Origin of the sequence: Streptomyces sp. NPDC050504 (genome assembly GCF_044458065.1) — a bacterium.
Taxonomy (GTDB): domain Bacteria; phylum Actinomycetota; class Actinomycetes; order Streptomycetales; family Streptomycetaceae; genus Streptomyces.
In genome coordinates this window covers 129,861-150,105 of the sequence record NZ_JBITHO010000001.1, presented here as the reverse complement: position 1 = coordinate 150,105, position 20,245 = coordinate 129,861, and the positions used below count along the sequence as shown (strand labels likewise).

Annotated in this window: 23 protein-coding genes and 1 pseudogene; 10 read left to right on the top strand and 14 right to left on the bottom strand. The window is 74.4% G+C overall.

The genetic code is table 11. The features are described from left to right. Nucleotide 1 precedes the first annotated feature (1 nt). The 3 genes from ACIBNE_RS00635 to ACIBNE_RS00625 all read left to right on the top strand — a co-directional run bounded on the left by ACIBNE_RS00635 (nucleotide 2) and on the right by ACIBNE_RS00625 (nucleotide 3,696). The gene (locus tag ACIBNE_RS00635) at nucleotides 2-1,249 is read left to right on the top strand and encodes a sulfite oxidase (protein ID WP_399269979.1); all 1,248 of its coding nucleotides are present in this window, start codon (nucleotides 2-4) and stop codon (nucleotides 1,247-1,249) included. A gap of 130 nt (nucleotides 1,250-1,379) precedes the next feature. After that, nucleotides 1,380-2,588 (top strand): aminotransferase class I/II-fold pyridoxal phosphate-dependent enzyme, encoded by a 1,209-nt coding sequence (locus tag ACIBNE_RS00630; RefSeq protein WP_399267923.1) that lies wholly within the window; start codon nucleotides 1,380-1,382, stop codon nucleotides 2,586-2,588. A 31-nt stretch (nucleotides 2,589-2,619) separates the two neighbouring features. Then, complete coding sequence (locus ACIBNE_RS00625) at nucleotides 2,620-3,696, top strand: MBL fold metallo-hydrolase (RefSeq protein WP_399267921.1); 1,077 nt, start codon at nucleotides 2,620-2,622, stop codon at nucleotides 3,694-3,696. Nucleotides 3,697-3,732: 36 nt separating this feature from the next. Here ACIBNE_RS00625 and ACIBNE_RS00620 read toward each other — a convergent pair whose 3' ends face one another. Beyond that, a complete protein-coding gene (locus ACIBNE_RS00620) occupies nucleotides 3,733-4,359 on the bottom strand; it encodes a DedA family protein (RefSeq protein ID WP_399267919.1) in 627 nt (208 codons plus the stop codon). Beyond that, entirely contained in the window at nucleotides 4,356-5,135 is a 780-nt protein-coding gene (locus ACIBNE_RS00615) for an MBL fold metallo-hydrolase (RefSeq protein ID WP_399267917.1), read from the bottom strand. Before ACIBNE_RS00615 ends, ACIBNE_RS00620 begins: the two co-directional genes overlap by 4 nt. Nucleotides 5,136-5,240: 105 nt before the next feature. Between ACIBNE_RS00615 and ACIBNE_RS00610 the strand changes: the two genes are divergently transcribed. The 3 genes from ACIBNE_RS00610 to ACIBNE_RS00600 all read left to right on the top strand — a co-directional run bounded on the left by ACIBNE_RS00610 (nucleotide 5,241) and on the right by ACIBNE_RS00600 (nucleotide 9,418). Then, the gene (locus tag ACIBNE_RS00610) at nucleotides 5,241-5,645 is read left to right on the top strand and encodes a hypothetical protein (protein WP_399267915.1); all 405 of its coding nucleotides are present in this window, start codon (nucleotides 5,241-5,243) and stop codon (nucleotides 5,643-5,645) included. Between the two features lie 326 nt (nucleotides 5,646-5,971). Continuing rightward, nucleotides 5,972-8,011: an alkaline phosphatase family protein gene (locus tag ACIBNE_RS00605; RefSeq protein WP_399269977.1), complete on the top strand. Its 2,040-nt coding sequence runs from the start codon at nucleotides 5,972-5,974 to the stop codon at nucleotides 8,009-8,011. Between the two features lie 66 nt (nucleotides 8,012-8,077). Then, nucleotides 8,078-9,418 carry an amino acid permease gene (locus ACIBNE_RS00600; protein ID WP_399267913.1) on the top strand — a complete coding sequence of 447 codons (1,341 nt, stop codon included), beginning with the start codon at nucleotides 8,078-8,080 and terminating at the stop codon, nucleotides 9,416-9,418. 41 nt (nucleotides 9,419-9,459) lie between these two features. Here ACIBNE_RS00600 and ACIBNE_RS00595 read toward each other — a convergent pair whose 3' ends face one another. Beyond that, nucleotides 9,460-10,212 (bottom strand): ANTAR domain-containing response regulator, encoded by a 753-nt coding sequence (locus ACIBNE_RS00595; RefSeq protein ID WP_399267912.1) that lies wholly within the window; start codon nucleotides 10,210-10,212, stop codon nucleotides 9,460-9,462. Nucleotides 10,213-10,289: 77 nt separating this feature from the next. On the opposite strand from ACIBNE_RS00595, the pseudogene ACIBNE_RS00590 reads away from it, so the two are divergent. Further along, nucleotides 10,290-11,405, top strand: a pseudogene (locus ACIBNE_RS00590) (PAS domain-containing protein); the annotation flags it as partial. Nucleotides 11,406-11,427: 22 nt separating this feature from the next. On the opposite strand, the gene ACIBNE_RS00585 reads toward ACIBNE_RS00590, so the two are convergent. After that, nucleotides 11,428-12,330 (bottom strand): RNA polymerase sigma factor SigF, encoded by a 903-nt coding sequence (locus tag ACIBNE_RS00585; protein ID WP_399267910.1) that lies wholly within the window; start codon nucleotides 12,328-12,330, stop codon nucleotides 11,428-11,430. Nucleotides 12,331-12,611: 281 nt separating this feature from the next. On the opposite strand from ACIBNE_RS00585, the gene ACIBNE_RS00580 reads away from it, so the two are divergent. The 3 genes from ACIBNE_RS00580 to ACIBNE_RS00570 all read left to right on the top strand — a co-directional run bounded on the left by ACIBNE_RS00580 (nucleotide 12,612) and on the right by ACIBNE_RS00570 (nucleotide 14,840). Then, nucleotides 12,612-12,983, top strand: a complete 372-nt coding sequence (locus ACIBNE_RS00580; RefSeq protein WP_399267908.1) for a CBS domain-containing protein — start codon at nucleotides 12,612-12,614, stop codon at nucleotides 12,981-12,983. Between the two features lie 63 nt (nucleotides 12,984-13,046). Further along, nucleotides 13,047-14,603 carry a bifunctional phosphatase PAP2/diacylglycerol kinase family protein gene (locus tag ACIBNE_RS00575; protein ID WP_399267906.1) on the top strand — a complete coding sequence of 519 codons (1,557 nt, stop codon included), beginning with the start codon at nucleotides 13,047-13,049 and terminating at the stop codon, nucleotides 14,601-14,603. Nucleotides 14,604-14,669: 66 nt separating this feature from the next. Beyond that, on the top strand, nucleotides 14,670-14,840 hold the full coding sequence (locus ACIBNE_RS00570) for a hydrophobic protein (protein ID WP_399267904.1): 171 nt from the start codon (nucleotides 14,670-14,672) through the stop codon (nucleotides 14,838-14,840). A gap of 99 nt (nucleotides 14,841-14,939) precedes the next feature. On the opposite strand, the gene ACIBNE_RS00565 is transcribed toward ACIBNE_RS00570, so the two are convergent. The 10 genes from ACIBNE_RS00565 to ACIBNE_RS00520 all read right to left on the bottom strand — a co-directional run bounded on the left by ACIBNE_RS00565 (nucleotide 14,940) and on the right by ACIBNE_RS00520 (nucleotide 20,228). Then, a complete protein-coding gene (locus ACIBNE_RS00565) occupies nucleotides 14,940-15,230 on the bottom strand; it encodes a gas vesicle protein K (RefSeq protein ID WP_399267902.1) in 291 nt (96 codons plus the stop codon). After that, nucleotides 15,230-15,385 (bottom strand): gas vesicle protein GvpJ, encoded by a 156-nt coding sequence (gene gvpJ / locus ACIBNE_RS00560; protein WP_399269975.1) that lies wholly within the window; start codon nucleotides 15,383-15,385, stop codon nucleotides 15,230-15,232. The genes ACIBNE_RS00565 and gvpJ (ACIBNE_RS00560) overlap by 1 nt, the downstream gene beginning before the upstream one ends. Nucleotides 15,386-15,504: 119 nt before the next feature. Next, nucleotides 15,505-16,281: a GvpL/GvpF family gas vesicle protein gene (locus ACIBNE_RS00555; protein WP_399267900.1), complete on the bottom strand. Its 777-nt coding sequence runs from the start codon at nucleotides 16,279-16,281 to the stop codon at nucleotides 15,505-15,507. Next, nucleotides 16,274-16,585 (bottom strand): gas vesicle protein GvpJ, encoded by a 312-nt coding sequence (gene gvpJ, locus ACIBNE_RS00550; RefSeq protein WP_399267898.1) that lies wholly within the window; start codon nucleotides 16,583-16,585, stop codon nucleotides 16,274-16,276. The genes ACIBNE_RS00555 and gvpJ (ACIBNE_RS00550) overlap by 8 nt, the downstream gene beginning before the upstream one ends. Continuing rightward, nucleotides 16,582-17,640: an SRPBCC family protein gene (locus tag ACIBNE_RS00545; RefSeq protein WP_399267896.1), complete on the bottom strand. Its 1,059-nt coding sequence runs from the start codon at nucleotides 17,638-17,640 to the stop codon at nucleotides 16,582-16,584. Before ACIBNE_RS00545 ends, gvpJ (ACIBNE_RS00550) begins: the two co-directional genes overlap by 4 nt. Beyond that, nucleotides 17,633-18,406: a DNA primase gene (locus ACIBNE_RS00540; protein WP_399267894.1), complete on the bottom strand. Its 774-nt coding sequence runs from the start codon at nucleotides 18,404-18,406 to the stop codon at nucleotides 17,633-17,635. The genes ACIBNE_RS00545 and ACIBNE_RS00540 overlap by 8 nt, the downstream gene beginning before the upstream one ends. After that, the gene (locus tag ACIBNE_RS00535; protein WP_399267892.1) at nucleotides 18,403-18,639 is read right to left on the bottom strand and encodes a gas vesicle protein GvpG; all 237 of its coding nucleotides are present in this window, start codon (nucleotides 18,637-18,639) and stop codon (nucleotides 18,403-18,405) included. The genes ACIBNE_RS00540 and ACIBNE_RS00535 overlap by 4 nt, the downstream gene beginning before the upstream one ends. A 6-nt stretch (nucleotides 18,640-18,645) precedes the next feature. After that, nucleotides 18,646-19,407, bottom strand: a complete 762-nt coding sequence (locus tag ACIBNE_RS00530) for a GvpL/GvpF family gas vesicle protein (protein WP_399267890.1) — start codon at nucleotides 19,405-19,407, stop codon at nucleotides 18,646-18,648. Further along, the gene (locus tag ACIBNE_RS00525) at nucleotides 19,404-19,829 is read right to left on the bottom strand and encodes a gas vesicle structural protein GvpA (RefSeq protein WP_399267888.1); all 426 of its coding nucleotides are present in this window, start codon (nucleotides 19,827-19,829) and stop codon (nucleotides 19,404-19,406) included. The genes ACIBNE_RS00530 and ACIBNE_RS00525 overlap by 4 nt, the downstream gene beginning before the upstream one ends. Before the next feature lie 39 nt (nucleotides 19,830-19,868). Continuing rightward, complete coding sequence (locus tag ACIBNE_RS00520; RefSeq protein WP_399267887.1) at nucleotides 19,869-20,228, bottom strand: gas vesicle protein; 360 nt, start codon at nucleotides 20,226-20,228, stop codon at nucleotides 19,869-19,871. Nucleotides 20,229-20,245 lie beyond the last annotated feature (17 nt).

Genomic DNA, 20,245 nt, shown 5'->3' with positions numbered 1-20,245 from the left:
CATATGCTCTGCCGCGCCACCCCCCTCCCGCCGTCTTCCGAGGAGCCCCGTGCCCACCCGTCGCGACGTGCTGAAGCTGCTTGCCGCCTCGTCCGTGCTCGCCACCGCCACCACTCCCGCGCTGGCCTCACCCGCGCCCGCGCCCGGTGTCCTCGGCGCCCCCGGCCTGCCCGGCGTCCACAAGCCGCTGCCGCCCGAGCTGTTCACGCTGCGCGGCACCAACGCCGAGACCAGCTTCGCCGCGCTGCGCTCCACCGGCGCCCTCACCCCCGTCTCGCACTTCTTCGTCCGCAACCACACCTCGACGCCGCTGCTGGACGAGCGGGACTGGCGGCTGACGGTGTGGGGCGACGGGCTGCGCGGACAGCGGCCGTTCACCCTCACGTACGGTCAGCTGCGCTCCCTTCCGGCCGTCACCCGTACGTGTGTCGTGGAGTGCGCGGGCAACGGCCGCAGCTTCTTCGGCAGCCAGCAGGGGCAGCCCGCCACCGGCACGGCCTGGACGCTGGGCGGGATCGGCGCGGCCCGCTGGCGCGGCGCGCGGCTCTCCGACGTGCTGCGGCTCGCCGGGATCAGCGGCGACGCGGTGGACGTGATGCCGCGCGGGCTCGACGCCCCGTACGTCGCCGACGGCGTGGACCACGGCAGGGTGCGCCGCCCGCTGCCGGCCGCCAAGGCGCTGGACGACGTGATCCTCGCGTACGAGATGAACGGCGCGCCACTGCCGTACGACCACGGCTTCCCGGTCCGCGTCGTGGTCCCGGCCTGGGTGGGCATCGCGTCGATCAAGTGGGTGGGCGACATCGAGGTGAGCACGCGCCCGCTCCAGTCGCTGTGGAACACGCAGTCCTACCGCCTCTTCGGCGCGGCGTACCCGCCGGGCGGCAGCGCGCCGATCACCCGGCAGACCATCAAGTCCGCCTGGGAGCTGCCGCTCGGCGCCGAGCTGGCCGGCGGCCGCGCGCACCGGCTGACGGGCCGCTCCTGGTCGGCCGCCGCGCCCGTGCGGCACGTCGACGTCAGCACGGACGGCGGCGCGCACTGGCACCGCGCCCGGCTGACCGACCGGCCCCGGCACGGCACCTGGACCCGCTGGTCCACCACGTGGCGGCCGAAGGCCGAAGGCCCGGGTCACCTCCTCGCGCGGGCCACCGACACGGCGGGCAACGTCCAGCCGCCCACGACGGTGCCCAACACCCAGGGCTACCTCTTCGACGCGGTCGTACGGCACCCGGTGCGCGTGGTCTGAGGCGCGCCCGCGCGGGACGGGAGCGCACGTGCCCGCGCGGAGCGCCGTACGACTCCGTATAAAGGGAGGGTGCGGGGGATCCGATGGACTCCCCCGCGTCCCACGAAGTCCCCGAGGGCAGGAGGCGCGGATGCGACGGACGGCTGCGGAGGACCGTGGACCCGTCCGGTACGGTCCGCCCGCGCCCGAACCCGGGCTGCCCGTGCTCCCCGAGCTGGCCGCAGCGCTCGCCGCCGCCGCCGACCGCACCGAGCCCGAGCCGCCCGGCGGCGGCGCCGCGCTCCGCGATGCCGCCGCGGGGTACTGGGCGCGGCGCGGCCTGCGCTGCGGCCCCGACGAGGTGGTGGCCGCCGCGGGCGCGGGACCGCTGCTCTTCGCGCTGCTCGCCGCGCACGGCGGCGACGTGCTGGTGCCCCGGCCGTGCCCCGCGTGGTGGACTCCGCAGGCGCGGCTGCTCGGGCGGCCCGCCTACCACGTGCCGACCCCGGCGGAGTGCGGCGGCGTGCCCGATCCGTACGCCCTCCTGGAGACCGTGCGCAGGGTGCGGGCCGAAGGGGGGCGCCCGGGGCTCCTGCTGCTCTCCGTCGCCGACGACCCGACCGCCACGATCGCGCCGCCCGAACTGCTGCGCGAGGCGTGCGAGGCGGCGGTCGCCGAGGGGCTGCACGTCGTCAGCGACGAGACCTGGCGCGACACGGTGCACAGGCCGCACGAGACGGTGCTGCTCAGCCCCGCCGAGATGTGTCCCGGCCACGTCACCGTCCTGAGCGACCTGCGCGGTGCCCTCGCCCCGACGTCCTGGCCCGTCGCCGTGGCCCGGCTGCCGGGGTCCGGCCCGCTGCGGGCGCGCGCCCTGGACGTGCTGGCCGCGATCGGCGCGGCCGTGGCGGGCCCGCTCGCGAACGCCGCCGCGCTCGCGCTCACCGAGCCGGACCCGGTCGCGGTCCGCGCCAGGCGCGCCGCCGTGCTGCACGCCGGGATCGCGGCCGCCGCGCACCGCGCCCTGCTGGAGTCCGGCGCGCTGGCCCGTCCGCCGCAGGCGGGGCGCCACCTCTACGCGGACCTGGAGCCGCTGCGCGCGGGGCTCGCGGCGCGCGGCGTCTCCGACGCGATGGAGCTGGAGGAGTACCTCACCGCGCGGCTCGGCGCCCCGGCGCCCGGCGGCCACCGCTTCGGCGACGAGCTGGACGCGCTGCGGGTGCGGCTGGCGACGGGCCCGCTGCTCGGGGCGACGCCGGGGCAGCGCCTGGAGTCCCTCACCGCGGTGGATCCCCTCGGATTGCCGCACATCGGGGAAGCGCTGAGCATTTTCGGGGAGGCCTTCGCAGAACTCGGGTAGGGCCGCTCACCTCCGATGACGGGAGCCCTCGATGACGGAGACGGCGCGGCGCGCGGGAACGCGCGGGAGTACGGGGACGCAGGGGACTACGGGGACACACGGGAGTACGGGGACGCACGAACGGCCCGGACGGACCGTAGAGCCCGTAGGGCCTGTAGCGCCGGGCGTGCGCCGCGCCTGGCCCACGTCCTTCGCCGACCGGCTCACCGCCCCGCTCCCGGGGCTGCGCGCGATGGCCAGGCTCGCCCGCGAGGGCGCGATGCGGCCGGGCCCCGAAGGGCTGCGGGACGTCCCCCGGCTGCCGTACTCGCCCGCGCCGCTGCCGCCCGCGGAGCCCGGCACCGTCGCCGTCACCTGGGCGGGCCACGCCAGTTGGGTCGTGCGGATCGGCGGCCTCACCGTCCTCACCGACCCCGTCTGGTCCCGCCGGATCCTCGGCACCCCGGCCCGGCTCACGCCCGTCGGCGTGGCCTGGGCCGAGCTGCCGCGGATCGACGCGGTCGTCATCAGCCACAACCACTACGACCACCTGGACGCCCCGACGCTCAGGCGGCTGCCGCGCGACACCCCGCTGTTCGTCCCCGCGGGGCTCGGCCGCTGGTTCGCCCGGCGGCGCTTCACCGAGGTCACCGAGCTGGACTGGTGGGAGGCGGCGGAGCTGGGCGGGGTCCGCTTCGACTTCGTGCCCGCGCACCACTGGTCCAAGCGGACCCTCTTCGACGCGTGCCGCTCGCTGTGGGGCGGCTGGGTGCTGAGCGACGGCGGGGGCCGCAGCGTGTACTTCGCCGGGGACACCGGGTACGGCCACTGGTTCGGGGAGATCGGCCGCAGGCATCCGGGGCTCGACCTGGCGCTGCTGCCGATCGGCGCGTACGCGCCGCGCTGGTGGCTGAGCACGGTGCACACCGACCCGGAGGAGGCGGTACGGGCGTACGAGGACCTGGGCGCGCGGGCCATGGCGCCGATGCACTGGGCGGCGTTCGTCCTGTCGGCGGAGCCGGTGCTTGAGCCGCTGGAGCGGGTGCGGGCGGAGTGGGAGCGGGCGGGGCACGCCAGGGACCGGCTGTGGGACCTGCCGGTGGGCGGCTCGCGGGTGCTGGGCGCCTGAAGGGCACCGTCGCGCCCCGCGCGGGGCGCCCCGTTCTCACGCGTACCGCGACCGCACCCTGCGCCACACCGTCGGCACCCCGCTGATCAGCAGGGTCAGGGCCACCGCCGCCACCATCCCCTCCCACGGCTCGTCGAAGAGCGAGCCGCCCAGGATGCCGATCAGCTGGTACGTCGCGGCCCACGCCAGGCACGCGGGCAGGTCGCCGCGGAAGAACCTGCGCAGCGGCCACTTCGCGAGCAGGCACGCCAGCATGATCGGGATGCGCCCGGCGGGCACGAGCCTGGACAGCACCAGCACGGTCACCCCGTGCGTGCGCAGCTTGTCCTGCGCCTGGGACAGCCGCTCGGGCGCCACCCGGTCGCGCAGCGACTCCAGCCAGCGCGAGCCGTTCCTGGAGCGGACGCCCCGGCTGCCGAGCCAGTACAGCGCCACGTCCCCCACCAGCGCGGCGAAGGACGCCACCGCGAAGACGAAGAGCAGCGCGAACGGCGAGGTCTGGTGGACGGCGACGACGGCCGCCGAACTGACCAGCGCGCCGGTCGGCACGACCGGCACCAGCGCGCCGAACGCCACCAGCAGGAAGAGCGACGGATAGCCGATCGCCTGCTGGGTGGACTCCGGGGGCAGTTGCCCCACGACCTCCTGGATGTCCCCGATCACCGGGCGACCTCGGGTCTGGCGCGCTCGCCGTGGGCCAGCCGGTGCACCGCGACGCCGGGCGCGAGCCGCGCGGCGTGCCGGACGAACTCGTCGCCCGGCGCGTGGAACTCGTGCGGCCTGATGCCGTCCATGCCGATCGGCCAGTACGTGCCGTAGTGCACGGGCACGGCGGCGCGCGGCGCGATCCGGGTCAGCGCCTCGGCCGCGCGGCGCGCGTCGAGGTGGCCGTGCCCGAGGTAGGGGCCCCAGCCGCCGACGGGCAGCAGGGCGACGTCGACGTCGCCCACGGCCTCGGCCATGCCGTCGAAGAGGCCGGTGTCCCCCGCGAAGTAGGTGTGCGCGGCGCCGCTGATCACGTAGCCGAGCGCGGGCGAGCGGTGCGGGCCGACGGGCAGGCGCCGCCCGTCGTGCAGCGCGGGCACGGCCCGTACGCGCAGGGGCCCGACGGCGACCTCGTCGCCGGGCTCCACCTCCGTGAGCGGCAGCCCGAGCCTGCGCAGTCCCGGCACCGCCCGCGTGGCGCCGCGCGGCACCACGAGCAGGGTGCCGGGGCCCCTGCGGGCCAGGCGCGCGAGCGAGGGCAGGTGGAGGTGGTCGGAGTGCAGGTGCGAGACGAGCACCGCGTCGGCGACGGCGGCCTCGGGGGGCGGGACCTCGCCCCTGCGGCGGCGCAGGTGCGCGAAGCGGCGGGCGAAGAGCGGGTCGGTGAGGAGCCGCGTCCCGGAGTCTTCGACCGTGCAGGTGGCATGACCCCACCAGGTGACCTCCACCGCCACGCGGCGCCTCCTCTCGTGCCGGGGCCGTACCGGACCCCGGACCGTCCTCCACGAGCCTAATGCGCGCCTCGTCGCGGACGCCCGATCGGAGTAGGGTCGAGCGCCATGGACGACGTACGAGTCGCTGCGATCGCGAGCCTCACGCCGCTGGAGGAGCTCGACAGCGAGCCGTTCCTGGTGGACACGCGCAGCCAGTACGCGATGTGCGCGCGCTGGGCCGCCGACAAGGGGTACGTCGTGACCCGCCAGCTCCTCGTCTACGGGCTGCGCCACGACCACCGGGCGCTGTGGGCGGACGTGGAGGCGGGGCAGGTGGAGCTGTTCGTCGCGCCGAACGAGCGGGTGCTGGAGCGGGCGGTCAGCTCGGTGCGGGAGTTCTCCGCCGAGTGCGAGCGGCGCGGGGTGCGGTTGGAGACGGCGGGGCTGGACGAGCCCGCGTACGACGCGGCGATGAAGGCGAGCGTGCACCGGCGGATGTCGATGCCGACGGCGGGGTACGACGGCTGCTGAGCGTCCGGCCGGGGTCGGCCCCGTAGCCCGGGGGCGCCGTTTTCGCCTGCGGCGGGCCAGTCCCCTCCCGCCCCTTCCCGAAACCCTCCGGGGCCCTGCGGGGCAGTGGGTACGCGCGGCATCTGCCCCACTCTCGCGCAGTTCCCCGCGCCCCTGTCGGGGCGCGGGGTGGGGTGTGGCCCCGCGCAGCGGGATCTGTGGTGTGCCACGCTGGGGGCGTTCCGGGGAATCCAGGGTGGAGGCGCGAGCACGTGCGTGGACGGTGGCAGACCGCTGGCAGCGCCCTGTTCCGGGTGGTCGTCGTCTGGGCGGTGTCCAGCCTCACCATGCTCGCCCTCGCCGGCGCCCTCCCCGACTTCCAGCTCCAGTCCCCCGACGGCGACTCCGTCACCAAGATCGCCTTCACGGCCGCCTGGGGCGCCGGTGCCTTCGGTCTGCTGAGCGCCCTCGTCTGGCCCGTGCTGGTGCGCGCGCTGCTCCTCGTGCCCGCCCTCGTGCTCGGGCTGCTCGTCTTCTTCCTCAACGGCTCCCTCCTCCTGGTCGCCCTGCGGCTGATCCCCGACGGCCGGGGCGAGGCCGATCCGCGGACCGCCGTGGTGGTCGCGGCCGTGATGTCCGCGGTCGCGTCCGCGACGTCCACCGCGCTCGCGGTCAGGGACGACGGCGCGTACCGCCGCAGGCTCTCCCGGCTCGCCCAGCGGCGCAGGCGGCGCAGCGGTGACGACGGCGGCTGCGACGGCCCGCCCGGCACGGTCTTCCTCCAGCTGGACGGCGTCGGCCACGACACGCTGGAGCGCGCCGTGGCGGCCGGGCTGATGCCCACCGTCGCCGGGCTCCTGGCCCGCTCGCACCGCCTCGCGCCGTGGCGCACCGACTGGTCGAGCCAGACGGGCGCGAGCCAGCTGGGCATCCTGCACGGGTCGAACGAGGACGTGCCCGCGTTCCGCTGGTACGAGAAGGAGACCGCCGCGCTGATGGTCTCCAGCCGCCCCGCGTCCGCCGTCGAGATGCAGCGGCGCGCCGTGGAGCGCACCGGGAGCGCGGGGCTGCTCGCGACGGACGGGGCGAGCCGGGGCAACCTGTTCAGCGGGGGCGCCGAACAGGTCGCGCTGGTGCTGTCGATGGCGGCCCGCAGGGGGCCGCGCAACCGCTCGCGCGCCGGGTACTTCGCGTACTTCTCGGACCCGGCGAACGCGGTGCGCACCGCCGTCTCGTTCGTCGCCGAGGTGGTCCGCGAGATCGGCCAGTCGACGCGGGCCAGGCTGCGCAAGGACGCGCCGCGCGTGAAGCGGGGCGGGCTCTATCCGTTCATCCGGGCGTTCGCGACGGTCGTGCAGCGGGACGTGGTGGTCGCGGCGGTCATAGGGGACATGCTGGCGGGCCGCACCGCGGTCTACGCGGACCTCGTCGCGTACGACGAGGTGGCGCACCACTCGGGCCCCCGCAGCCGGGACGCCGAGGCGGTCCTGGAGCGGCTGGACCGTTCGGTGGCGCTGCTGGTGAAGGTCGCCGAGCACGCGCCGCGCGCGTACCGGATCGTGCTGCTGTCCGACCACGGGCAGAGTCCGGGCGAGACGTTCCTTGGGGCGTACGGGCTGACGCTCAAGGACCTGGTGCGGGCCGGGTGCGGGCTGCCCGTGTCGCGCAGGGCGTCCGGCACCAGGAGCGGCGCCGAGGCGCGCGACGCGGTGCGGTTCGCGCTGCACAGGCGCCCGGCGGAGGATCCGGACGCGCGCCCCGCGGGCGGCACCGACCCGGTGGTGCTGGCGTCGGGGAACCTGGGTCTCGTCTCGTTCCCCGACATCGCGGGCCGGGCGAGCCGCGAGCAGATCGACGCGGCGCACCCCGCGCTGCTGGGCACCCTCACCAACCATCCGGGCATCGGCTTCCTGCTCGTGCGCAGCGAGGAGCACGGCTCGCTGGTGCTGGGGCCCGGCGGGGCCGAGGTGCCGGTGGACGCGCTGTGCGACGGCGCGGGGCCGCTGGCGGCCTTCGGGCGGGGCGCGGCGGACGCGGTGCGCCGCACGGACTCCTTCCCGCACGTCGCGGACGTGATGGTGAACTCGATGCACGACCCGGCGACCGGGTCAGTGCACGCCTTCGAGGAGCAGATCGGCTCGCACGGCGGGCTCGGCGGCGGGCAGTCGCGGCCGTTCCTGCTGTGGCCCGCCGAGCTGTCGGAGCCGGTGCCCGGCGGGGGCGAGCTGGTCGGCGCCGAGCAGGTGCACCGGGTCCTCGCGCGCTGGCTGCGGGAGGACGCGGGTTCGACGCGTCCGGCGGAGCCGGTGGAGATTTCCGTGCCGCCCGCCGAAGCGGACGAAGCTTTTCCGGTTGCCGGCCGTGCCGTACAGGACAAATCCAGCTGATTTGGTGGACCGTTTCCCGTACCTGACCATGGTGAGGTTTTGGCACGAGGAGAGGCGCACCACCCCATGACCACGCAAGACGAACAGAGCAAGCACGCCCGGCAATTCGGACTGCCGATCGCGACCGCTCTGGTCATGGGCAACATCATCGGCGGCGGGATCTTCCTGCTCCCGGCGTCGGTCGCCCCGTTCGGCACGATCAGTCTCGTCGCGTTCCTCGTGCTCACCCTCGGCGCGATCGCCCTGGCCCTGGTGTTCGGCAGGCTCGCCGAGAAGCTCCCGAAGACCGGCGGCCCCTACGTGTACGCGCGCGAGGCGTTCGGCGACTTCGCGGGCTTCCTGGCGGCCTGGGCGTACTGGATCACCACCTGGGTCTCCAACGCGGCGCTCGCGGTGGCGGCCGTCGGCTACCTCGACGTGCTGGTGCCGGTCCACGAGTCGAAGGGCGCGACGATCGCGGCGGCGCTGGCGATCCAGTGGATCCCGGCGTTCGCGAACTTCGCGGGCACGCGGTACGTCGGGGCCGTGCAGCTCGTGGCGACCGTGCTGAAGTTCCTGCCGCTGCTGCTGGTCGCGGTCGGCGGGCTGTTCTTCTTCGACCCGGCCAACCTCGGGCCCTTCCGGGCCGACGACTCGGGGGCGCTCGGCGCGGTCTCGGCGTCGGCGGCGATCCTGCTCTTCAGCTACCTGGGCGTGGAGTCGGCCGCGGTCAGCGCGGGCGAGGTGCGCGACCCCAGGCGCAACGTGGGGCGCGCGACGATCTTCGGCACGCTGGCCGCCGCGCTGATCTACCTGCTGGGCACGCTCTCGGTGTTCGGCACGGTCCCGCACGAGAAGCTGGTCGACTCGACCGCCCCGTTCACGGACGCGGTCAACGCGATGTTCGGCGGCTCGTGGGGCGGTACGGCGGTGGCGGTGGCCGCGCTGGTGTCGATGGTGGGCGCGCTGAACGGCTGGACGCTGCTGAGCGCGCAGACGCCGTACGCGGCGGCGCGGGACGGGCTGTTCCCGAAGGCGTTCGCCGAGAAGCGGCGCGGGGTGCCGACGTTCGGCGTGCTGGTGACGGTGGTGCTGGCGTCGCTGCTGACGGTCTACAACTACACGGCGGGCTCGGGCGGCGTGTTCGAGATGCTGGTGCTCGTCACGACGTTCACGGCGACGGTGCCCTACCTGCTGGCGACCGCCGCGCAGATCTACTTCCTGGTCTCGGGCCAGTCCGCGCGGGTGCGGCGCGGCCAGTTGGTGCGGGACGGGGCGCTGGCGGCGGCCGCGTTCGGCTTCTCCATGTGGCTGGTGGCCGGGTCGGGGTACGCGGCGGTGTACCAGGGCGTGCTGTTCCTGTTCGTGGGCGTACTGGTGTACGCGTGCATGAAGGCCAGGCGGGAGAGGGTGCGCGCCGCAGGATGAGCACGGGATGACCCTGGGGTGGCCGCCCCTCCCCGGGGCGGCTACTCCTCCGCCGCCAGCGCCGTGAGTTCGCGCTCCAGGCCCCGCCCCCGCGCCCGCACCACCCCGTCCGCGACCTCCGCGAGCTTGTTGTTCGTGCGCTGCGAGATCCGCCGCAGCACGGCGAACGCGCCCTCCGCGTCGCAGCCCAGCACGTGCATCACGATGCCCGTGGCCCGGTCGATCACGGGCCGGGAGCGCAGCGCGGTCTCCAGCTGCTCAAGCTCAGCGAGCGCGGCGTTGTACCGGCGGTCGCGCAGCAGCCCCGCCGTGGCCTCCTCGCCGAGCACCGCCGCGAGGCCGAGCGCCGCGGCGTCCAGCGCGCCGGGGCGGAAGCTGTAGAGGCTGAGCGTCACCTCGATCCCGCTCTGGCTGAACGGCAGCGTCACGCTCGACCGTACGCCGGATTCGAGCGCCACCGCGCGGTATCCGGGCCAGCGGACCTCGGTCAACAGGTCTTCCGCGTCCACTGTTTCGCCGGTGTCCAGCGCGGCCGGTATGGGCCCGTCGCCCGAGGCGAGCTGGACGGAGGCGAGCGCGGCCAGGTCGGGATGGGTGGCGCTCGCCCTGCGCTCGGCGCCGCCCTCGGTGAGGGTGGCCACGGCGCCGCAGCACGCGGGTGCGCAGCGTGCGGACTGTTCGGCGAGGGCGGAGAGCCGACGGGCGGCCGAAGCCGAGTCCGGGCCCGTCGGCGGTCCTTGGGGCGGGCCCTGGCGGGTTCCTGTGGTCGTCCGGGGTGCCTGCTCGGGCAGCATGGGTGGTGCCTCCTCTCTCTTCTTGCGGCTTCCCCGCGCCCTCCCTGCGAAACGGCCGGAGCGGCTAGGTTCCAGATATGACGCAGACAGACGAGTTCGGCGAGGAGCTGGCGGATTTCGTCAGACGGGTCGGCGAACTGCGGACCGCGCGCACGCTGCCCGCCGAAGAGCGGCTCACGGTCCTGGACGCCGCGCTGTTCGAGCTCCAGCACGTGGCGGACTCCCTGTGGCCGAGGTTCCAGCGGCTCGCGAACCACACCGGCGGCGCTTCGGGCGCGCCGCCCGCCGACCGACAGGAGCGGCAGTTGCTGAAGGCGTTGTTCCAGCGGATGCCGCTGCCGGTCGCGCTGGTGGACCGGGAGACGGTGGTGCGCCGCGTCAACTTCGCGGCGACCAACCTCACGGGCGTACGGGCCGGTTACGCGACGGGGCGCCCGCTGGCCGCGCTGCTGACCCACGGCGACCGGGCGGTGTTCCGCTCGCAGGCCGCCGCGGTGGCCAGGGGCGAGGGCGACCGGTCCGTCGTCGTCCACCTCCAGCAGCGGCCCGACGAGCCGCTGCTGGCGACGCTGACGGCGCTGCGCCCGCCGGACGAGCCGCACGCCGCGGTGCTGGTGGTGCTCCAGCCCGGTCTGGAGCGCGCGGCCGACGCGGCGCCCGGCGGGGCGGTCGGGCACCGGGCGCCGCTGCCCGACCTGGCGGAGGCGGCCCGGCACACCGAGCTGATGGACCTGGTGGACACCATGGCGACGGAACTGCTGGGCCTGGGGGCCGACGCGGACCGTGACGAGGTGCTGGCGGTGGCGGCGCGGGTGCTGGACGGGAGGTTCGCGGACTGGGTGGTCGCCGATGCGGCGCTGCCGGGGCCGCTGCGGCGCTCCACGGTGTGCGGCCCCGACGCGCGGCTCGTACGGGACCTGTTGGCGCTGTCCCCCGAGGGCTGCCCGCTGGTGGTGGAGGCGGCGCGGGGCGGCGCGGCGGCGCTTCAGGTGCGGCCCGAGGACACGGAGGGCTTCGGCCTCGACGGCGCGGGCGCCCCGGTCCTCGTACGGGCCGGGGTGACGTCGCTGCTGTGCGTGCCGCTGACGGCCACCGGGCCCGTACGGGGCGTGCTGACGCTCTTCCGTACGGGGGCCCGGCGGGCGTTCTCCATGGCCGAGGCGCAGGTCGCGGACGTCATGTCGCGCCATCTCGCGCTGGCGCTCGCGGCCGCGGCTAGGCGGCTTCCGGAACCCGGCGCCCGTGCGTCGGCCGTGACGTGCGCCTCTGCTGCTGATCCCGCGGCGCCCGGTCCCGCACGGCCCGGTCCCGTACCGCCCGGTCCCGCACGGCCTGCTCCCGGAGCGCCTGGTCCCGCAGACGGGTGCAGCAGCGGCTGATGAGCCGGGACACGTGCATCTGGGAGATGCCCAGGTCCTCCGCGATGCGGCTCTGCGTCATGTCGCGGAAGAACCTCATGTAGAGGATCCTCTTCTCGCGCTCGGGCAGTGCGCGCAGGCCCGGTTTGACGGACTCGCGGTCGACGACGGTGTCGAGGGCCGGATCGGGGGCACCGAGCGCGTCCTGGAGGCTGTACCCGTCGTCGGCGCCGGGCAGTTCGGCGTCGAGGGAGAGCGCCGAGTAGCTGTCGAGCGCCTCCAGGCCCGCCGTGGCCTCCTCCTCGGTGATCCCGGCGCGGGCCGCGATCTCGGCGAGCGTCGGCGGGTGGCCCGACGCGGTCTGGGCGAGTTCCTGGCGGGCCGCGCGGACCCGGCCGCGCAGGTCCTGGACGCGGCGCGGGACGTGCACGGTCCACAGGTGGTCGCGGAAGTGGCGTTTGATCTCACCGGTGATGGTGGGCACCGCGAAGCTCTCGAAGGCCGAGCCGTGCTGGGGGTCGTAGCGGTCGACGGCCTTCACCAGGCCGAGGGCCGCGACCTGCTTCAGGTCCTCCATCGCCTCGCCCCGGTTGCGGAAGCGGCCCGCGAGCCGGTCGGCCATGGGCAGCCAGACGCTCGCGATCTCGCCGCGCAGCGCGTCGCGCTCCGGGCCCGCCGGGAGGACCGCGAGGCGCCGGAAGGCGTCGGCGGTGTCGGGGGCGTCGTCGTGCGGGTGCTTGCTCTTCGGATGCGTGGGCATCTCTGCGCTCCCTGGAAGGTACGGATCGGGCGGGTGTCACCGCGGGAGCCGCACCGTTTCCGGGCGTGGCACGTCCGGAGCTCGAAAGCCCCCGCGGACGTGCCTCCGGTCCGAAGCACGCAGGACGCCTGCCCCCGCGCGCCGACGCCAAACGTGGCGCGCGGGGTTCGTCCGGCGCCGACCGGGTACCCGGACCGCTCGCCCGCCAACACACGCGAGAACACCCGAGAACCGCGAGAACCGCGAGAACACACGAGAACACAGCCACGAGGTGGACAGCCATGTCACAGCTGGTGAGGGATGTCATGACGACGGGGGTCACGGCGGTGCGGCCGAACGCCTCCCTGGTAGAAGCCGCCCAGTTGATGCGCGCCCAGGACATCGGGGACGTGTTCGTCGCGCAGGACGGCCACCTGCTCGGCGTGCTCACGGACCGGGACATCACCGTGCGGGCCGTCGCGGACGGCGCCGATCCGCTGACGGTCAACGCCCAGTCCGTGTGCACCCCTTGGCCGGTGTGCGTGGGCCCGGACGAGTCGGTGGCCGCCGCCCTGTCGCTGATGCGGCGGCACGAGGTGCGGCGGCTGCCGGTGGTGGAGAACGGCAGGACGCTCGGCGTGGTGTCGCTCGGCGACCTGCCCCACGAGGCCTGACCTGACACCTGCCCGCGCGGGGGGCGTGTGGTTCGCGGCGGCACCACCGGGTACCCGCGCCCCATGTCCTCGTACCCGCACCCCGTGTCCCCGTCCGGCACGCCCCTCGCGTCCGCCTCCGCCCTCACCCGCGGCCGCTCCCCCGGCCGGTCCACCGGCCGTGCCGCCGTGCGCGCCTGGCTCGCTGCCCGGGACAACGCGCTGTTCGACCGGGTGGCCACCCGGCACTGGCCGGGCGGCGACGCGCTGCTGCCCCGGCTGAGCCGGGCGGCCGACCACGGCGTGCTCTGGTTCGGCACGGCGGCGGGCATCGCCGCCCTGGGCCGCACCCGGCGCTCCCGCAGGGCGGCCGTGCGCGGGGCCGCCTCGCTGGCCGTGGCGTCCGCCGTCATCAACACGCTCGGCAAGCGCACGGTGCGCAGGCCCCGGCCCCTGCGCGACGCGGTGCCCCTGATGCGGCAGTTGAGGCGCCAGCCGTTCACCTCGTCCTTCCCCTCGGGGCACTCCGCGTCGGCCGCCGCCTTCGCCACCGGGGTCGCCCTGGAGTCCCGCGCGTGGGGCGCGGCCGTGGCGCCGCTCGCGGTGGCGGTCGCCGTGTCCCGGGTCTACACCGGGGTCCACTACCCGGGCGACGTGCTGGCGGGCGCCGCGCTCGGGGTCGGCGCGGCGTTCGCGGTACGCGGCCTGGTGCCGACCCGCGACCAGTTCCCCGCCCCCGGCAGGCCGCACGCCGCGGCGCCCGAACTCCCCGACGGCCGCGACCTGGTGGTCGTGGTGAACGCCGAGTCGGGCTCGGCCGCCGCGCAGGCCGCCCTGGTGCGGGACGCGCTGCCGCTCGCGGAGGTGGTGGAGTGCGCGCCCGACGAGCTGTGCGCGACGCTGGAGAAGGCGGCGGGGCGGTGTGCGGCGCTGGGCGTCTGCGGCGGGGACGGGACGGTCAACCGGGCGGCGACGGTGGCCGCCGCGCACGGTCTGCCGCTCGCGGTGTTCCCGGGCGGGACCCTCAACCACTTCGCGTACGACATCGGAGTCGAGACGGTGCACGACACGTGCCGGGCGCTGGCGTCGGGCGACGCGGTCAAGGTGGACATCGGCCGCTTCACGCCGGGGCCGGGCGGCGAGGGACGCGGCCACTTCCTCAACACCTTCAGCCTGGGCGTCTATCCGGAGCTGGTCCGCATCAGGGAGCGCTGGTCGCCCAGGATCGGCGGCTGGCCGGCCGGGGTGCTGGCCGCGTACCGAGTGCTGCGCGGGGAGCGGCCGTTGACCGCAGAACTGGACGGGCGGCGGCGGGCGCTGTGGCTGCTCTTCGCGGGCAACTCCCTCTACCAGCGGGTCGGTCCGACGCCGGGGCACCGGCAGGACCTGGCGGACGGACTGCTCGACGTGCGTCTGGTGCACGGCGGCCGGGGTCCGGGGCTGCGGCTGCTCGCGGCGGCGCTCGCCGGCCCGCTCAGCCGCTCGCCGTTCCACGCGGCGGTACGGCGCGGGGAGCTGCGCGTCGCCGGACTCGCCCCCGGCACCCTCCTCGCGTACGACGGCGAAGTGGCACCGGCGCCGCGCGAGTTCTTGCTGGACAAGGCGGACGAGGCACTGGTCGTGTACCGGCCGCGCGGATGAACCGTGCGCACGGAACGCGTGTGCGCGTACGAATTCGGGGCACCCGCATCCGAGGAGGTAGAGAATATGGTTCCCATCCTGCTCGTTCTGCTCCTGGCACTGCTGCTTTTCGGTGCCGGATTCGCGGTGAAGGTACTGTGGTGGATCGCCATCGCGGTACTGGTCGTCTGGCTGCTCGGATTCCTCATGAGGTCGACGTCGGCAAGCGGGACGAGGTCCCGTTGGTACCGCTGGTAGCAGCCCGCGCGAAAAGGCTTGCAAAAAGGCTTGAGGGGCGGCGGAATCACCGTGATTCCGCCGCCCCTCCTCGTCCTGTCGCCTTTTCTCTGTTCTCCGCTACCTGTCCTTCGGGAGGAGCGGGCCGAGCGGGCCGAGGTCGATGTTGAGGTCGTCGGGTGCGAGGCCGAACTTCTCGCGCAGCAGGTCCATCCGGTCGGCGAGCAGCATGAGCGTCGTGCCGATCCGCTCCTCCTGCTCCTCGGTCAGCTCCCCGGTGTCGACCCGGCGCAGCGCCTGGCGCTCCATCAGCTGGCGGAGCAGTTCGACCACGGTCAGCACCAGCCGCGCCAGGTCGCGCTCCACGGTGTCGGCGTCGAGTTCCACCCGGCGCGCGTCCCGTTCCGTCATCACGCCTCCTCGAAGGGCGAGGGGAGGCGGGCGTCGATCGAGCTGATGAGGGCGTTGAGGTCGACGCGCACCAGGTCCACGTCGGCGATGCGCAGCGTGAGGTCGCCCGCCAGCACCACGCCGCCCGCCAGCAGCCGGTCCAGCAGATCGACCAGGGCGACCTGCCGCTGCGCGAGCGGATCGTCCGCGAAGCCGCCCGCCGCTTCCCTTTCCGCTTCCCTTTCCGCTTGCGTTTCCGTTTCCGTTTCCGTTTCCCTTCCCGTCGTCCCGCCGCTCACCGCGGGGCCTGCTGTCCGGTGAAGGAGTACGGCGCCCAGGGCCCCGTCAGTTCGACCCTGATCGCGGGGGACGCGGGGTGCAGCGCCTCGACGCGCTCCACGAACGCCTCGCTGTGCGCGCGCTCCACGAGGTAAGCGGCGTTGAGGACGTTGCGCCCCGGCGCCGCGGAGAGCCTGGCGTCCTGCGGCCGGTGCACGACGCCGTCCTCGGCGTGCCGACACAGTTCGGTGTGCAGCTGCCTGGCGGCGGTCACCGCCCGCTTCCACGCGTCGTCGCGCGCGTCCCGCTCCTGGCGCCGCCCGCGCAGGTAGTCGCGGCCCGAGGGGACACGGCCCGGCTCGCCGGGCACCCGGGCCGCCGCGGCCGTCGCCGGACCCTCGTCCACGTACACCTTGACGCCCCACTCGACGCGCCCGTCCAGCCGCTCCAGGGTCCGTACGAAGTGCTCGCGGCCCGAGTCGACGAGCCGCCGCACCCCGCTGTCGTCGCGGCAGACCGTGGCCAGCCGCAGCGGCAGCGGGGTGGTGAGGGTGGCGAGCGCGGCGACGACGGCCTGGTGGGTGCGGGCGGTCGCGGTCACCCAGCCGAGGTCCTCCAGGTGCGCCTTGAGCGGGATCTCGTCGAAGTCCCCGGCGCCCACGGGACTGACCGCGGCGACCAGGCCTTCGTGGCCGACGAGCCGGGGCGGCCGCCCGTCGAGGCCCTCGACCCCTTCGGGCAGCACGCCTTCGAACGGCCTGGTGACGGCGTACACGTAACGCAGTTCATTCATGGTGCCCTTCCAGTTCCGCGATGTGCCGGCGCAGGCGCTCGTTCTCCTCGCGGAGTTCGCGGCGGTGCGCGCCCGAGGAGAGGGAAGGGTCGTCCTCCCACCAGTCGATGCCCATTTCCTTCGCCTTGTCGACGGAGGCGACGATCAGCCGGAGTTTGATGGTGAGGAGTTCGATGTCGAGCAGGTTGATGCGAATGTCGCCCGCGATGACGATTCCCTTGTCGAGAACCCGTTCAAGGATGTCGGCGAGATTGGCGCTGCCGTTTCCCGCGTACGGGTCGGGGAGTCGGCTCGCGGTGGTCATCGACCGCTCCTGGAGCGACGGTCCTCCGCCCTTTCTTCTTCCTCTCCCTCTCCCTCTTCCTCTTCTTCCTCGAAGTCCGCGTCGTCGGCTTCATCGGCGTACTCGTCGTCGGCCTCGTCGGTCAACTCCGCGTCCTCGTCGGCCTCGGCGTAATCCGCGTCCCCCGGTTCCTCCGCCGCGACGCCGTCGCCCTCGTGTTCGCCCTCGTGCTCGCCGTCGCCCTCGTGCTCGTCGTACTCGTGGGTGTACTCGTCGTCCTCGTCCGCCCGTTTCTCCTGCGGTACGGCGGTCAGCGAGGTGTGCCGGGCGAAGTGCTTGAGGTCGAGGCGGGCGCGGCGGCCCTGAGCGCGCCAGAGGTTGCCGGTCCGCTCGAACAGGCCCTTCGGGTAGTACTCGATCAGCAGCAGCACGCGCGTCAGGTCGTCGCCGAGCGGATGGAACGTCACCACGCCCTTGGTGGTGCCCTTGGCCCCTTCAGAGGTCCAGGCGATCCGGGCCTCGGGCTCCCGGTCGGTGACCTTGGCCTTCCAGCTCCGCGTGGACCAGAAGATCTTCAGCTTCCAGTCCGACGTGTCCTCGTCGGCCTCGGACACGCTCTGCACGCCCTTGGCGAACCGGGAGAACTCCTCCAGCTTGCACCACTGTTCGTAGACGTCGGCGACCGGCACCCCGATGTCGACGGACTCCAGGATGACCGTGGGCCTGCGCCCGGCCGAGCCCGCCTTGCGGCCCTTGCCCCCGAGGCTCTTGAACGCCTCCTTGACCTTCTCCTTGAGGTGTCCCGCGCCGACCTCGACGGCACCGCGCAAGGGCCCCTTGCCCTCGGCGAGCTTGCGGCCGCCCTCCAGGGCCATCCTGGCCAGCCCCGGGCTGCGCCCCTCGGCCATGTCGTTGAGCTTCACGGTGCTCTCGCCGAGCTTGCGGCCGACGCCGGTCAGGGCGCGGACCGCCTGGGCGGCGAGGTAGTCCTGGAGCTCGCCCTTGAGGCGCTGCGCGGCAGGGCCGCCGGCGATGCCGGACAGGGGCGATGCGGTACGGGTGTCGGTGTCAGTCACGGTCGCGCGCTCCCCTCGAACCGGCGGTCGACCGGGCTGAACCCGACGCGCCGGAGGCCGACTTGGCGGAACCGGACCCGGACCCGGACCTCGCTCCGGCTCCGGACCTGGCCGTCGGCTTCTTGGCCGCCGCGCGCTTCTTCGCCGCGCCGGAGGAAGCGGGCGTCTCGGCCGTGCGCGAGGACGAGCCGACCGACGGGCTCGCGGCGCGTTTGCGCGGGGCGCGGCGCTTGTCCTGGCGCTGCTCGGAGGTGTCGTCGGGGGTGTCGTCGGAGGTACGGCCGCCGGAGGCGCGGGGCTCGTCGTGCTCCACGCCGTCCTCATCGCCGTACGCGTCCGCCTCGTTCACTCCGTCCGCCTCGTCCTCGCTCTTGCGGCCCTTGCGCGACACCCGGTCCTTGAGGCCGCGCGACGCGCGGGACGCGCCGTCCGACACGCCTTCCGTCGCCCCCGACAGCCGGTCGCGGGTGCTCTGGGTCCGGTCGTGCAGCCGGTCGGCGAGCCCTTCGAGCTGCCGGTTGACGAGCGCGCCCGTCGCGGCCCTGCCCACCCCGCGCACGTCCTCGCGGAGCTGGTCGCCGATCTCCTTGAACTGCGGGTTGTCCCGCAGCTGCGTCGCGGCGAACTCCGCCAGCGCGCCGGGGCTGAGTTTGAGCTTCTTGCCCATGACCAGGGTGCCGATGCCGAACGCCAGTTTCGCCTTCTTGGTGCGTCCGAGCACGTAGCCCGCGCCCACGGCGAGGCCGATGGCCAGCCGGTTGTTCATGTCGGGGGTTGTCCTCTCTGGAGCCGGTCGAGGAGTTCGTCCTCGCGCCGGTCGAATTCCGCCTCGTCGATCTCGCCCGCTATCAACCGCTCTTCGAGCAGGGCGAGTTCACGTGTGATGGCGGACGGGTCGTAGTACTGCCGCTCCGCCTCCGCCAGCACCTGGCGCAGCACCCAGGCGGTGCCGCGCACGGGCGCGACGGGCAGCAGGAGCAGCTCGCCGAGCAGCCCCACCTGGGGTCACTCCACGAAGCTGTAGGGCGGCAGCGGGCCGTTGACCTGGAGCACCAGCTGCGGCTGTTCCTCGCGCAGCGCGTCCACGGCGGCGAGGAACGCCTCCCCGTCGCCGTGCGCGACCAGGAACGAGACGTTGGCGAGCCATCCCTGGCTGTCGGGTCCCGGGCAGACCTCGTCGGAGGCCGCCTCCAGCGCCTGCCTCACGAGCTGCGCGTCGCGCGCCTCGCGCTGCTGCACCGCGGCGACGACGAGCTGGCCGAGCCGCAGCTTGTCCTCGTAACTTCCGCCGCTCGCCGTCCTGTTGGCCTCGCTGAGGGCGCGCAGGTCCGGGTCGTCCGCGAGTACCCGGTGCAGTACGCCCTCTTCGTCGTGGGTGGCCTTCACGTTGTACTCGCCCTTGCCCTCCAGGGCTTCGAGCCGTTCGAGGTAGTGCTTGGCGCGCTCGGCCAGCACCTGCTCGATCGCCTCGTCGTCCGTGGAGAGCGAGCCGAAGCGCATCGGGAGCACGGGGCCCGCCGTTCCCGCCAGGGCGAGGACGCCCTGGTGGGCGAGCAGGTCGCGGCGCTTGGGGCGCAGGTCGGACGGTGCGTCGCTGACCAGCGCGGCCAGGTCGCCGTGCGTGACCAGGCGGACGGGGCGCGGCGGGTCGCCGACGCCCGCGGTGCCTTCGGGGGGCGCCGGGGCCGTGGCGCGGGTGATGCCGTAGACGTAGCTGTGGGCGACGGTGCCCGAGCCGGTGTCGGCGCCGCCGGTGGACGTGCTCACTCCTGCTCCTCCTTCCTGCGTGCCGCGGCGCTGCGCCGGGAGCGCGGCCTGGACTCGGTCTCGCCCTCCTCGCGCGCCTGCTGGAACGCGTCCGAGATGGTCTGCGCGGCGCCGGACAGCGCGCCCTTGGACTTGCCGCGCGCACCGGACTCGGTGATCTCCCCGACGATGTCGGGGAGCCCGGGGCTCTTCTTCGCGCCGGTCTCCAGGTCGAGCCGGTTGCACGCCTCGGCGAAGCGCAGATAGGTGTCGACGCTCGCGACGACCACCCTGATGTCGATCTTGAGGATCTCGATGCCGACGAGGGAGACGCGGACGAACGCGTCGATGACGAGCCCTCGGTCGAGTACGAGTTCCAGGACGTCGTAGAGGCCGCTGGTGCCGCCTCCGCCGCCCTGCTGCTGTGCCGGGACCACGGTCATGCCGCCGGTGCCTCCTCCTGTTGTCTGTTGTCGGGGCGTTCAGGGGGTACGGTCGGCCCTGCCCCGCTCGTAGCGGCGCAGCCGCCGGTAGCCGGTGAGTTCGCCGCCCGGGTCGAGGTCGACCTCGTAGGTGGCGAGCAGGCTCATCGTGTCGGGGACCCTGGCCAGTTCGAGGATCTCGATCCGCAACAGCCAGCCGTCCTCCGTGCGTTCGAAGGACGAGACCGATTCGGCCGCCATGCCGGTGAGTTCGGCGAGCTGGGTGCGCGCGGCGCGCAGCACCTCCATCGGCGTGCCGTACGCGTTCTCCGCCCCGTCGCTCTTCGTCGTGCCGCTCTTCGTCGTGCCGCTCTTTGGTGCGTCGCTCTTTGGTGCGTCGCTCTTCGATGTCTCGGTCATGGCGCCTCCGACGACGG

What these genes read in the sequence shown, in the direction of transcription:
- ACIBNE_RS00540 (WP_399267894.1), bottom strand. Translation starts at nt 18,406, where the DNA reads ATGAACAACCGGCTGGCCATCGGCCTCGCCGTGGGCGCGGGCTACGTG.
- ACIBNE_RS00600 (WP_399267913.1), top strand. Translation starts at nt 8,078, where the DNA reads ATGACCACGCAAGACGAACAGAGCAAGCACGCCCGGCAATTCGGACTG.
- ACIBNE_RS00630 (WP_399267923.1), top strand. Translation starts at nt 1,380, where the DNA reads ATGCGACGGACGGCTGCGGAGGACCGTGGACCCGTCCGGTACGGTCCG.
- ACIBNE_RS00605 (WP_399269977.1), top strand. Translation starts at nt 5,972, where the DNA reads ATGCTCGCCCTCGCCGGCGCCCTCCCCGACTTCCAGCTCCAGTCCCCC.
- ACIBNE_RS00565 (WP_399267902.1), bottom strand. Translation starts at nt 15,230, where the DNA reads ATGACGGAACGGGACGCGCGCCGGGTGGAACTCGACGCCGACACCGTG.
- ACIBNE_RS00610 (WP_399267915.1), top strand. Translation starts at nt 5,241, where the DNA reads ATGGACGACGTACGAGTCGCTGCGATCGCGAGCCTCACGCCGCTGGAG.
- ACIBNE_RS00580 (WP_399267908.1), top strand. Translation starts at nt 12,612, where the DNA reads ATGTCACAGCTGGTGAGGGATGTCATGACGACGGGGGTCACGGCGGTG.
- ACIBNE_RS00585 (WP_399267910.1), bottom strand. Translation starts at nt 12,330, where the DNA reads ATGCCCACGCATCCGAAGAGCAAGCACCCGCACGACGACGCCCCCGAC.
- ACIBNE_RS00570 (WP_399267904.1), top strand. Translation starts at nt 14,670, where the DNA reads ATGGTTCCCATCCTGCTCGTTCTGCTCCTGGCACTGCTGCTTTTCGGT.
- ACIBNE_RS00595 (WP_399267912.1), bottom strand. Translation starts at nt 10,212, where the DNA reads ATGCTGCCCGAGCAGGCACCCCGGACGACCACAGGAACCCGCCAGGGC.
- ACIBNE_RS00575 (WP_399267906.1), top strand. Translation starts at nt 13,047, where the DNA reads ATGTCCTCGTACCCGCACCCCGTGTCCCCGTCCGGCACGCCCCTCGCG.
- ACIBNE_RS00555 (WP_399267900.1), bottom strand. Translation starts at nt 16,281, where the DNA reads ATGAATGAACTGCGTTACGTGTACGCCGTCACCAGGCCGTTCGAAGGC.
- ACIBNE_RS00520 (WP_399267887.1), bottom strand. Translation starts at nt 20,228, where the DNA reads ATGACCGAGACATCGAAGAGCGACGCACCAAAGAGCGACGCACCAAAG.
- gvpJ (WP_399267898.1), bottom strand. Translation starts at nt 16,585, where the DNA reads ATGACCACCGCGAGCCGACTCCCCGACCCGTACGCGGGAAACGGCAGC.
- ACIBNE_RS00525 (WP_399267888.1), bottom strand. Translation starts at nt 19,829, where the DNA reads ATGACCGTGGTCCCGGCACAGCAGCAGGGCGGCGGAGGCGGCACCAGC.
- ACIBNE_RS00625 (WP_399267921.1), top strand. Translation starts at nt 2,620, where the DNA reads ATGACGGAGACGGCGCGGCGCGCGGGAACGCGCGGGAGTACGGGGACG.